This window comes from Capnocytophaga sp. oral taxon 326 str. F0382 (assembly GCF_000318295.1).
GTDB classification, from domain to species: Bacteria; Bacteroidota; Bacteroidia; order Flavobacteriales; family Flavobacteriaceae; genus Capnocytophaga; species Capnocytophaga periodontitidis.
The window spans coordinates 7,753-20,233 of sequence record NZ_KB291444.1 but is presented as its reverse complement, the minus strand read 5'-3'; the positions used below and the strand labels follow the sequence as shown (position 1 = coordinate 20,233).

Genomic DNA, 12,481 nt, shown 5'->3' with positions numbered 1-12,481 from the left:
TTTAACATTTCTTTGATAAACACTAATGATAAAATATATAGATCTTATATATAAGAAAATAGGAAAGTTCTATAGAGCCTATAAAGTTTACGATCAAAAATTTCTTGGTCCTTCTTTTTATGTAAAGATGAGTAAATGTCACGATGATGATCGCGATGATTATGAATTTTTTAAAAATTTATGGGGAAAATATCCTTGGGAAAAAGATTGATATACCATTTTTGTTTAACCTCTTATCACTTTGCCAAAGTTTTTTTATTTGTAAGGTAGTAAGTTAAATTTTTAGTGAAGATTTTGGTAAAGACTTTGTTGTTCAGAATATTATCCCGTGGAAGCAATATTCTGAACAACAAAAAAGAGAAAAAAACACTAAAAGTCTTTTCTCTTTTAAAATAAATACTTTTCTTTGTCAAATAATTACAAAAGACAATGGAAAGATACACGCATTTAAATTTTGCGTAAAGGTCGCAGATTTTTGTATTAAAAGCAAAAAATGTAAAGCTAAAGGGGAAGCCTCCAAAAAAGTGAATATTCTCCTAAGCAAGCTCAAGAAACAGCTTTTCGTGAGGGAGGAGAAAAGTATTTTATAGATGTTTTTCAAACTCCAGAAGAATATGAACGTTGGATGCAATACTTAGAAACACATCAATAGTTCTAAATCATCATCTTTTTTTCTAACCTCCTTAAAAAAACAAAAATTCCAAACTACTGAATATTCAATAGTTTGGAATTTTATTTCTAATGACTGACGAATTACTTGTTATTTGTAATTCGTCAGTCGTAATTAACAATTATTCTTCAAGTCGGATATCTAATCCAAGACCTTTAAGTTCGTGCATCAATACGTTGAAAGATTCTGGCAAGCCTGGTTCTGGCATTGTCTCACCTTTTACAATCGCTTCGTAAGTTTTGGCACGACCTACTACATCGTCGGATTTTACAGTTAAGATTTCGCGTAAGGTACTAGATGCTCCATAAGCCTCTAATGCCCATACCTCCATCTCTCCAAAACGTTGTCCACCAAATTGGGCTTTACCTCCCAATGGCTGTTGGGTGATGAGTGAGTACGGACCAATAGAACGCGCGTGCATCTTATCGTCGATCATATGTCCGAGTTTAATCATATAAATTACCCCTACGGTTGCTTTTTGGTCGAAACGTTCACCGGTACCACCATCGTATAGGTAAGTATGACCAAAACGCGGTACGCCTGCTTCATCAGTAAGCTCATTGATTTGCTCTAGCGATGCTCCATCGAAGATAGGAGTTGCAAACTTCTTACCGAGTTTTTGTCCTGCCCAACCCAATACAGTTTCATATATCTGACCGATGTTCATACGTGAAGGTACCCCAAGAGGGTTCAACACGATGTCTACCGGAGTTCCGTCTTCAAGGAATGGCATATCCTCATCGCGAACGATACGTGCTACGATACCCTTGTTACCGTGGCGACCTGCCATCTTATCACCTACTTTTAGCTTACGTTTCTTAGCCACATAAATCTTAGCTAATTTAAGGATACCTGCAGGCAATTCGTCACCCACAGCAATGGTAAATTTATCGCGACGTAATCCTCCTTGTAGGTCATTTTCACGAATGCGATAGTTGTGCAAAAGGTCATCTATAAGTCCGTTGATATGTTTATCATTAGTCCATCCTGCAGAAGTAAGATGAGCATAATCTTCAATACCTTCGAGTACTTTTTTGGTGTATTTCTTACCTTTAGGTACAATCTCTTCACCAAGGTCGTTTACTACCCCCTCTGAGGTTTTTTCGGCTACTAAACTAAATAGTTTTTCTAATAATTTAGTACGAAGCGCCTCGAATTTAGCATTGTAGTCGGCTTCTAATTGCACTACATCTTCTTTATCTTTACTGCGTTTGCGTTTATCTTTTACTGCGCGAGAGAACAATTTCTTGTCGATTACTACCCCGTAAAGTGATGGAGAGGCTTTTAGAGATGCATCTTTCACATCACCTGCTTTATCACCAAAGATAGCGCGGAGGAGTTTCTCTTCAGGAGTAGGGTCAGATTCACCTTTTGGAGTAATCTTACCTATAAGAATATCACCAGGGCGTACTTCAGCACCAATGCGAATCATACCGTTTTCATCCAAATCCTTAGTAGCATCTTCTGATACGTTAGGAATATCATTGGTAAGTTCTTCAGCACCTAACTTAGTGTCACGCACTTCAAGTGCATATTCATCAATATGGATAGAGGTAAAAATATCATCGCGTACAGCACGTTCTGAGATTACAATCGCATCCTCGAAGTTATACCCTTTCCAAGGCATAAACGCTACTTTCATATTGCGACCAAGTGCTAACTCTCCGTTTTCAGTAGCATAACCTTCACAAAGCACTTGTCCTTTTTTCACACGTTCGCCTTTTTCTACAATTGGCTTAAGGTTGATACAAGTACCTTGGTTAGTTTTTTGGAATTTGATAAGGTTGTATACTGTTTCATCAGGGTCGAAGCTCACGAGTTTTTCTTCGTCAGTACGATCGTAAGTAATGATGATTTTTTCAGCATCCACGTAATCTACTACCCCATCGCGTTCAGCATTCATAAGCACACGAGCATCCGATGCTATACGGCGTTCCAAACCTGTACCTACAATAGGAGCTTCTGGTTTCAACAAAGGCACTGCTTGGCGCATCATATTTGAGCCCATCAATGCACGGTTCGCGTCGTCGTGTTCCAAGAATGGAATAAGAGAAGCTGAAATAGAAGCGATTTGGTTAGGAGCAACGTCTATATATTGTACTTCGTTAGGTTCGATTACAGGGAAATCACCATCTTCTTTTACAACCACTTTTTCCTCAATGATATTAGCTTTATCGTCTAATGCAATATTTGCCATACCAATTTTGAGTCCTTCTTCATCTTCGGCAGTAAGGTAAGTCATATCTTTAAGATCTACCTTTCCGTTAGTAACTTTGTGGTAAGGGGTCTCAATAAAGCCCATACCGTTTACTTTAGAAAATACCGCTAATGATGAAATCAAACCGATGTTTGGTCCCTCAGGAGTTTCGATTGGGCACAAACGTCCGTAGTGAGTATAGTGTACGTCACGTACCTCAAAACCTGCACGTTCACGTGATAAACCTCCAGGTCCTAAAGCTGATAAACGGCGTTTGTGAGTAATCTCGGCTAATGGGTTCGTTTGATCCATAAACTGAGATAATTGATTTGTACCAAAGAACGAGTTGATTACAGATGAAAGAGTCTTAGCGTTAATCAAATCGATAGGTGTAAATACCTCGTTATCACGTACGTTCATACGTTCGCGGATAGTGCGTGACATACGAGAAAGACCTACACCAAACTGAGCTGCCAACTGCTCTCCTACCGTGCGCACACGACGGTTAGACAAGTGGTCGATATCATCTACCTCTGCTTTAGAGTTGATAAGCTCAATCAAATATTTTACAATGGTGATGATATCCTCTTTGGTAAGCACTTGCTTTTCCATAGGGGTATCCAAGCCCAATTTCTTGTTGATACGATAACGCCCTACATCTCCCAAGTTATAACGTTGATCTGAGAAGAACAACTTGTCGATAATACCACGAGCAGTTTCTTCATCGGGTGGTTCAGCGTTACGCAATTGTCGGTAAATGTGTTCTACCGCCTCTTTTTCAGAGTTGGTAGGGTCTTTTTGTAAAGTATTGTGGATAATAGTATAATCTGTAGCCTGACTATCTTCTTTGTGAAGAAGAATAGTTTTTACATCAGCATCTAAGATTTCTTGAATGTTATCCTCATCGAGTACAGTATCGCGGTCGAGGATAATCTCATTACGCTCAATAGATACTACCTCTCCGGTATCTTCATCTACGAAGTCCTCGTGCCAAGTGTTAAGTACACGAGCAGCCAAACGACGACCGATGTATTTTTTAAGCCCTGTTTTAGAAACTTTGATTTCTTCGGCAAGGTCGAATATTTCTAATATATCTTTATCGCGTTCAAAACCAATCGCACGGAAAAGTGTAGTTACGGGCAATTTCTTTTTACGGTCGATATAAGCGTACATCACATTGTTGATGTCGGTAGCGAACTCAATCCACGAACCTTTGAAAGGAATGATACGTGCAGAATAGAGTTTAGTACCATTAGCGTGAAACGACTGACCGAAGAATACCCCAGGAGAACGGTGTAATTGAGAAACCACCACGCGTTCAGCACCATTGATAACGAAAGTTCCGCTGGAAGTCATATAAGGCACAGTTCCCAAGTACACATCTTGTACGATAGTTTCAAAATCTTCGTGCTCAGGGTCGGTGCAATAGAGCTTCAATCGGGCTTTCAGAGGCACGCTATAGGTAAGACCACGCTCAATACACTCTTGTATAGAGTAGCGAGGAGGGTCTACAAAATAGTCGAGAAACTCCAATACGAATTGGTTACGAGTATCGGATATAGGGAAGTTTTCCTTAAAGGTGTGGTACAATCCCTCGTGAACTCGGTCTTCCGACTTGGTTTCCATCTGAAAGAACTCTTGAAACGATTTGATTTGAATATCCAAAAAGTCAGGATATTCAGGAACGTGTTTCACAGAAGCAAAATTGACTCTTGCGGTTTGATTCGTAAGCATTTTCTTTACTTTAATATTATTATTTAGTGTGTTAGTAGTAAGTTGTTCTTTATTTATCTTTAGTCATTAGCTACCACAGTAGATAGGCAATATAGCTATTCCATTTTCTCCTCTTTCTATCTCTGTACCTTCATAAAATACGTGGTCTCCTAATTCTTTATTTGCCTGTTGGTTATGTACTTTCATTAAGAGTTCATACCCCAAAAAGCTCTTGCCATTATCAGGAAGCAAAGTTGCTGCTAATTCTACCTGATAACCATACTCATCATCATCTGGTTCTTCTTCAAAGATATCATCATCTTCCATCAGTTCCTCGTTAGGCAGTATGTGTTCTGGATCTACCCAAGCCATATATTGCATTTCAATCTTAGGTTCATCAACTACAAGCTCGTCCAATCGCCATTCTTTTTCATTTTCACAGCTAAGATTATACTCTTCAATATCTTTTTTAAACTCTTCTACAGTGTTGTAATATTTCTTAGAGAAGCTCCAATAGATGTTATTTAAACGTTCAAGATGTTTGCTCATTTTGTTTTATGTTTATTGGCAAGAGTATCTATTCTCTACCATAATATTGTTGTTGTATTGTTGCCTTAAATTACAAAATGGTTTAGGTCTTTTTGCCATTGAAAAAGACCTAAACCTTATAGGGTTTATAAGTAAAATTATTTCAATTCTACTTCAGCACCAGCTTCTTCTAAAGATTTTTTAAGCCCTTCAGCTTCTTCTTTAGAAACACCTTCTTTTACTTTTGAAGGAGCGCCGTCTACTACTTCTTTAGCTTCTTTAAGTCCAAGACCAGTCAAGTCTTTTACTAATTTAACAACCGCTAATTTGTTAGCACCTGCTGATTTCAAGAATACATCAAATTCTGTTTTTTCAGCGGCTGCTTCACCAGCACCACCTGCAGCTGGACCTGCTGCTACTGCTACTGCTGCTGCAGCTGGCTCGATACCATACTCTTCTTTCAAGATTTGAGCAAGCTCGTTTACTTCTTTAACGGTTAAGTTTACTAATTGTTCTGCGAAATTTTTTAAATCTGCCATTTTTTCTATCGTTTTTGTTTAATTGTTTAAAAATAAATTCTGTGCGTTCTGTTTTACTTTTCAGATAAAGTTTTGATGATACCAGCCAATTTGCCGCCACCTGATTTGAGAGCTGAAACAACGTTTTTGGCAGGTGATTGGAGCAAGCCAATGATTTCACCAATAACTTCATTCTTAGATTTAAGAGCTGCTAAGGCATCTAATTGATTGTCGCCAATAAATACAGCCGCATCTACATAAGCTCCCTTTAGAATAGGTTTTTCTGATTTTTTGCGGAATTCTTTGATAAGTTTTGCAGGTACATTTCCTACCTCAGCATACATCAATGAAGTGTTTCCTTTAAGGATATTTGGCAATTCACCAAATTCTTTTTCTGAAGCTTCCATTGCTTTAGCAAGCAAGGTATTTTTCACAACTGCTAATTTGATATTCGCTTTGAAACAAGCACGACGTAAAGCCGTTGTATCTTGAGCGTTCAAACCAGTTAAATCTGTTACATAAATAACATTATTATCAGCTAACTGTGCAGTTAAATTGTCTATTACTAATGATTTTTCTTCTCTTGTCATAATTTCGGTTTTTAACTACAAATTAAACTGTTTTAGTATCTACTGCAATACTTGGACTCATAGTAGATGAAATATAGATTGATTTCATATATGTGCCTTTAGCAGCAGTAGGTTTCATTTTTATTAATGTTTGCATCAACTCGTTAGCGTTGTCTACAATCTTATCAGCAGTAAATGATACTTTACCGATAGAAGCGTGTACGATACCAGTTTTATCTACACGGAAATCGATTTTACCAGATTTCACTTCTTGTACAGCTTTACCTATTTCCATAGTAACAGTACCAGTTTTAGGATTTGGCATCAAGCCACGAGGACCAAGCACACGCCCTAAAGGACCTAATTTACCCATTACAGCAGGCATAGTAACGATTACGTCTACATCAGTCCAGCCGTCTTTGATTTTTTGTAGATACTCATCAAGCCCTACATAGTCGGCTCCAGCTGCTTTAGCTTCAGCTTCTTTCTCTGGAGTTACTAAGGCAAGTACACGAACATCTTTACCAGTTCCGTGAGGAAGTGTAACTACACCGCGTACCATTTGGTTTGCTTTACGTGGGTCTACGCCTAAACGCACTGCAATATCTACAGAAGCATCAAATTTAGTGTAAGTGATTTCTTTCAATAATGCTGAAGCCTCTTTGAGTGAATAGAGCTTATTTCTATCAACTTTAGCAAGAGCTTCTTTGTGTTTCTTTGTTAATTTTGCCATATTGCTTTGCGATTAAAAAGGTTTTTCTCCTGTTACTGATATACCCATTGAACGTGCCGTACCAGCAACCATACTCATTGCAGACTCAATTGTAAATGCATTTAAATCAGGCATTTTGTCTTCTGCAATTGCTCTCACTTGTTCCCAAGTGATACTTGCTACTTTCTTACGGTTTGGCTCTCCGGAACCTCCTTTAACCTTAGCGGCTTCCAACAGCTGAACAGCAGCAGGTGCAGTTTTGATAACAAAGTCGAAAGACTTGTCTTTGTAAACGGTGATAACTACAGGAATTACTTTTCCTTGTTTGTCCTGTGTTCGAGCATTGAACTGCTTGCAGAACTCCATAATATTAACACCGGCAGCACCTAATGCGGGTCCAATTGGTGGCGAAGGATTCGCTTGACCTCCCCGAGCTTGTAGTTTAACTACTTTACTAATTTCTTTTGCCATTGTTTATAATTAATAATTTATTTAAATGCCTCTTTTACGAGGACTTTGTTACAATTTTTCTACTTGGGTGTAGCTGAGTTCTAAAGGTGTTTTACGCCCAAAGATTTTTACCATCACTTCAAGTTTGCGTTTCTCTTCGTTCACACGTTCTATAGTACCATTAAAACCATTGAAAGGACCATCAATAAGTTTTACCATCTCGCCTACTTCAAACGGAATAGCTACTGTTTCTACTGTTTCAGCTAATTCATCTACCTGACCAAGCATACGGTTTACATCAACTTTGCGCAATGGCAGTGGGTCACCTCCTTTAGTTTCACTTAAAAAACCTACTACCCCTGGGATAGACTTAATGATATGCACTACCTCACCTGCTAAGTGAACTTTCACCATTACATAGCCAGGCATATGCACTCTATCCTTGGTGATTTTCTTGCCATTACGCACTTGAACCACCTTTTCAGTAGGCACTAACACTTCCTCTACATAGTCAGCATACCCCAATCGTGAGGTCTCGTTCTCTATGTAGTTCTTTATTTTGTTCTCCTGACCGGTAACGGTTTTAATTACATACCATTTTTTTTCTATTAATCCAGACATTCTTGCTGTTTTTATTTCATAAATTCAAAATACTTACCTATGAGGTATTCAAATGAAGAATCCATTCCCCAAATTACTAAAGAAAATAGAATAGAAAATACCACTACTACCAACATTTCCCTCTGTGCATCTGAAATATTAGGCCACGTAACATGGTTTGTTAGCTCTTCATAAGACTCTTTAACGTATTGAATCATAACTTATTAGTATTATTAATGAATAATATTACGCCCTATTATGTGCGCTTTTGGGTGGCAAAAGTACGGTGATTTTTTTAATCTACCAAACTTTTTAGAATATTTTTTATTCCAAAATACAATCTTTCCATACTTCTGCTTGTCTATAGAGCTCTAATGAACGATATGGCACTACCACTTTCCCCTTATATCCAAAACTGCGATTCACTACTGGCGGAGTGAGTGCTCGGCAATGCAATTCAGCAAGACCACTATTTTCAAAGGCTGCTAAATCTATCTTTTCTACTGTATTAGGCAATTTTAAATCTTTTAAGTTTGCACACCCATAAAATGATTGTACCCCTATAGAAGTTGTAAATTTAGACAAGTTTACTTCAGTAAGATTGGCGCAATTATAAAAAGTCTTAGCAGCAACATCTACCACCGCACGAGGCAACTCTATTGTTTGCAAGCTAACACATTCAGCAAAAGCAAACACACCTATATATTTAATATTTTCAGGCAAATCAATATACTGTAAATTCTTGCACCCATAGAAAGCTCCATAGAAAATATCAGTGAGAGCCAAAGGCATTTGCACAGCAATCAACGAACTACAATTCCTGAATGCCTGCATATTGATTTTCTCCACCGTATCCGGAATTATCACCGAACTCAAACTTACACAATCTAAAAAAGTATCGTTCAATATATGACGTAAACCATAAGGCAATTTCAGCGTTGCTAGAGCACTACAACTATGAAAAGCACTTGCTCCAATAAAAAACACACTATCAGGAATACTTATCCCCTTAAGTGATTTGCAATACTCAAAAGCATCGTCGCCTATACTCTCTAATCCTTCAGGCAACACCAATTCAGGAAGAGACTCACAATACGCAAAAGCACTGCTCTTAATATGCCTTAAACTCGGCGGCAAAGTTACCTGCACAAGCGCCTTACACTGGTAAAACAACTGCGACGGAATCACACTAAAAATATTACCCAAAAAACTCACCTGCTTGAGCCCCGAACAATCCATAAAAGCACTGCTGCCAATAAGACTCATAGACTCGGGTATTTCAATGTGTTCCAGAGCAAAACAACTTCTAAAAGCCTCCTCCCCTATCGTCGCTACCGTATTAGGTAAGTTAATATCCTTCAGCTTAACGCAAAAAGCAAACGCCTGCACCCCAATAGCCGTCACCGAGTTAGGCAGCATTTCCACTTTAGTAAGATGATTACACCCCGCAAAAGCGCGATCCCCAATAGTGGTTACCCCACCCGAGACGCTAATCCGTTGCAAGCGCGTACAACCTTTAAATGCTTCATTTGCAATTGCTTTCACCGTATGAGGCAACGCTATATAGCCATCTGAAGGTATCTTAGCATCTTCACACTTGAGTAAAACCCCTTCCTTGATGAAAAGCGCTTCAACACCTTGCTGAGCCAACACTAATCGTACGCCGAAAAACAATACTATAAACAAGTATTTATAAAGAGTCGTAGTCTTCATATCTTTATATATCAAAGGGCAAAAGTACAAAATAATTGCCAAATAGCAAAAAAAGCACCTCATTCGAACACACAACGAACACGTAACGAAGACACAACGAACCCTCTCCCTACTTGCAAAAAACTGCACCAAAAAAACATAAAATCACCCCTACCCCACTCAACAACAATTTCTTACCTTTTACCTCTTACCTCTTATCTTATAAAAAATCTTAAAAATATTTTTGCATTTCCACAAAAAGTATTACTTTTGCCGTTTGATTAATAACACCAAACAATTTTATACTTTTATAAACGAATATAAACAATGGCAGTACTCGAAAAGATTAGAAGTAAAACCGTATTCCTTATCGCGATTATAGGGCTCGCCCTCTTCGCTTTCATCATCTCCGATTTCATCGGTAAAGGGCGCTTTAGCAACCACATGCCTAACGAAATAGGTACCGTAAACGGCGAAGATGTCTCTATTGATGCCTTCCGCGCTCAAGTCGAAAACGCTACTCGTCAAGCTAACGGACAAGTAAGCAGCATCGAAGCCGCTAAATACGTGTGGGAACAAAAAGTCCAAGAAATCCTCCTCAACCAACAAATCGAAAAACTCGGCCTTAGTGTCGAAAAAGACCAAATCTTGGCTATCCTCGCTAAAACCCCTCTAGCGCAAAACCCTCAATTCGTGAATGAACTCGGCGTGTTCGACCCCCATAAATTCACTTCCTACTTGGCTACCCTCAAAAGCACCAACCCCGAAGCCTATGCTCAGTGGAAAATGCAAGAAGACGCTATCGTAGAGGGCGCTAAACAACAAATGTATTTCAGCCTCATCCGCGCTGGACTCGGCGTTACCAATACCGAAGCCGAAATGGAATACCACCAAGAAAAAGACCTCGCCGATATTAACTATGTTGCCCTCCAATACAGCAGCATCGACGATAAAAATATTACCGTTACCGACGGCGAAATCCAAGATTACATCAAAAAACACGAAAAACAATTCAAACAAGAGGCTTACCGCAACATCCAGTACATCGTCGCTGCCGAAAAACCTTCAGCTAAAGATATGGAAGCTGAAAAACAAAGCTTGCTCAAACTCTTGCAACCCGAAGTCGTGTACAACAGCAAAACCAATAGCAACGACACCCTCCCTGGATTCGCTAAAACTAAGAATATCAAAGAGTTCGTTGATCGCAACTCCAATGTCCCTTACGATAGCACTTTCGTAAATAAAGACAATATCCGCTCTGCTTACGCCGATACCCTTTACGCTCTTCCCGTAGGTAAAGTATTCGGACCTTACGAAGAAGACGGCAACATCAAACTCAGCCGTATGGTTGCCAAAGAACCTGCCGGAGCCGTGAAAGCAAGCCACATCCTCATCGCCTACCAAGGAAGCCAAGCCGCTACTCCTAATACCACTCGCACTAAGGAAGAAGCTAAGGCTAAAGCCGAAGAACTCTTGGCAAAAGCCAAAACAGCAGGAACTGATTTCGCTGAACTCGCTCGTGAAAACTCTGAAGAACCTGGCGCTGCCTACAGCGGTGGAGACCTCGGATTCTTTGGAAAAGGCGCAATGGTAAAACCTTTCGAAGAATTCGCTTTCGCTAACCCCGTTGGCAACATAGGTCTTGTTGAAACCGACTTTGGGTTCCACGTTGTAAAAGTTACAGGCAAAGCCGAAGCCGTAAACATCGCTACTATCAGCCGTGCGGTAGAACCTTCTGAAGCCACTGTAAGCGAGATTTTCTCTAAAGTTTCTAACTTTGAAATGAAAGCTTCTCAAAATCCAAAAGAATTTGCAAGCATCGCCAAAAAATCCGACCTTTCAGTACTCCGCGCCGATAACCTCCATAAAAACGACGACCAAATCATCGGATTAGGCAGCAACCGCGCCATCGTACAATGGTTGTTCAACAAGGACACCAAAGTAGGTGACATCAAGCGATTCAACGCCGGAAGCAACAACATCGTCGCTCAATTAGTAAAACAAGGTGAAGAAGGACTCAGCTCTGTACAAGATGCCGCTCCTATCGTAAAACCTATCCTCATCCGCGAAAAGAAAGCCGCTATTTTAAAAGAAAAAGCCAAAGGCAACAGCCTCCAAGCCATCGCTTCAGCTAACAAAACTGAAGTAAAAAGCGCTACAGGTCTCGTGATGAAAAACCCAACTATTATAGGTGAAGGTCGCGAACCCAAAGTCGTAGGAGCCGCCTTCGGACTCAAACAAGGTCAAATCTCTAAACCCACGATGGTGAAAACGCCGTATACGTAATCCAACTCACTGCAGCGACTATAGCCCCTGCAATCACCGATTACAGAACCCAAGCTGAAACCGTTGAAAATCTCCGTACCGAGCGTGCCGCACAAAGCATCCTCAAATCATTGGAAAACAGCGCCACCATCAAAGAAAACCTAAGTTCATTCTATTAATAAAATAACCCCAGTCCCATATAACAAAACATTAATTCCCAACGATATATCACAATATACTCATAAAATAATTCACCGTCAGGTGAAAATTCGTGGGATAATATAAAGTAAAGAGTTTTATACAATCCAAATTCGTGAAATTTCGTGAAATTCGTGGGAGTTTAAAATATTTTAATGACTATCAAAAAATTACTTATATCGAACTTACGTTAAAAATAGAAATCAGAAAATAGAAATCAGAAAATAAAAAAATAGGAGTTAAAGAATCCCAACATTCTTTAACTCCTTTTATTTTGCCAATTAACATTTTATCCCTATCTTTGCCCTAAATAACCATTCACTTACTATCGCTACACTTTGTCAAAGTCCTTAATTGCCCGTGCGGCTC

General features: G+C 39.3%; 10 protein-coding genes and 1 pseudogene. 2 read left to right on the top strand and 9 right to left on the bottom strand.

Features of this window, described 5'->3' with window-relative positions; genetic code table 11:
* The first annotated feature begins 25 nt into the window (after positions 1 to 25).
* The gene (locus HMPREF9073_RS11445) at positions 26 to 211 is read left to right on the top strand and encodes a hypothetical protein (RefSeq protein ID WP_009413935.1); all 186 of its coding nucleotides are present in this window, start codon (positions 26 to 28) and stop codon (positions 209 to 211) included.
* Between the two features lie 580 nt (positions 212 to 791).
* On the opposite strand, the gene rpoB is transcribed toward HMPREF9073_RS11445, so the two are convergent.
* The 9 genes from rpoB to HMPREF9073_RS11405 form a co-directional block, all read right to left on the bottom strand.
* Positions 792 to 4,601 carry a DNA-directed RNA polymerase subunit beta gene (gene rpoB, locus HMPREF9073_RS11440; RefSeq protein ID WP_009413933.1) on the bottom strand — a complete coding sequence of 1,270 codons (3,810 nt, stop codon included), beginning with the start codon at positions 4,599 to 4,601 and terminating at the stop codon, positions 792 to 794.
* Positions 4,602 to 4,667: 66 nt separating this feature from the next.
* A complete protein-coding gene (locus HMPREF9073_RS11435; RefSeq protein ID WP_009413932.1) occupies positions 4,668 to 5,129 on the bottom strand; it encodes a hypothetical protein in 462 nt (153 codons plus the stop codon).
* Positions 5,130 to 5,266: 137 nt separating this feature from the next.
* On the bottom strand, positions 5,267 to 5,647 hold the full coding sequence (gene rplL, locus HMPREF9073_RS11430) for a 50S ribosomal protein L7/L12 (RefSeq protein ID WP_002680017.1): 381 nt from the start codon (positions 5,645 to 5,647) through the stop codon (positions 5,267 to 5,269).
* 53 nt (positions 5,648 to 5,700) lie between these two features.
* Positions 5,701 to 6,216, bottom strand: a complete 516-nt coding sequence (gene rplJ, locus HMPREF9073_RS11425; RefSeq protein WP_009411589.1) for a 50S ribosomal protein L10 — start codon at positions 6,214 to 6,216, stop codon at positions 5,701 to 5,703.
* Between the two features lie 22 nt (positions 6,217 to 6,238).
* Positions 6,239 to 6,928, bottom strand: coding sequence for a 50S ribosomal protein L1 (gene rplA / locus HMPREF9073_RS11420; protein WP_009413931.1), 690 nt, complete (start codon positions 6,926 to 6,928; stop codon positions 6,239 to 6,241).
* Between the two features lie 12 nt (positions 6,929 to 6,940).
* Positions 6,941 to 7,378 carry a 50S ribosomal protein L11 gene (gene rplK, locus HMPREF9073_RS11415; RefSeq protein WP_009413930.1) on the bottom strand — a complete coding sequence of 146 codons (438 nt, stop codon included), beginning with the start codon at positions 7,376 to 7,378 and terminating at the stop codon, positions 6,941 to 6,943.
* 48 nt (positions 7,379 to 7,426) lie between these two features.
* Positions 7,427 to 7,978 (bottom strand): transcription termination/antitermination protein NusG, encoded by a 552-nt coding sequence (gene nusG, locus HMPREF9073_RS11410; protein WP_009413929.1) that lies wholly within the window; start codon positions 7,976 to 7,978, stop codon positions 7,427 to 7,429.
* Between the two features lie 11 nt (positions 7,979 to 7,989).
* Positions 7,990 to 8,175 (bottom strand): preprotein translocase subunit SecE, encoded by a 186-nt coding sequence (gene secE / locus HMPREF9073_RS15560; RefSeq protein ID WP_009413928.1) that lies wholly within the window; start codon positions 8,173 to 8,175, stop codon positions 7,990 to 7,992.
* Between the two features lie 106 nt (positions 8,176 to 8,281).
* Positions 8,282 to 9,670 carry a leucine-rich repeat domain-containing protein gene (locus HMPREF9073_RS11405; protein WP_009413927.1) on the bottom strand — a complete coding sequence of 463 codons (1,389 nt, stop codon included), beginning with the start codon at positions 9,668 to 9,670 and terminating at the stop codon, positions 8,282 to 8,284.
* Positions 9,671 to 9,976: 306 nt separating this feature from the next.
* Between HMPREF9073_RS11405 and HMPREF9073_RS11400 the strand changes: the two are divergent.
* Positions 9,977 to 12,093, top strand: a pseudogene (locus HMPREF9073_RS11400) (peptidylprolyl isomerase).
* Positions 12,094 to 12,481: the final 388 nt, after the last annotated feature.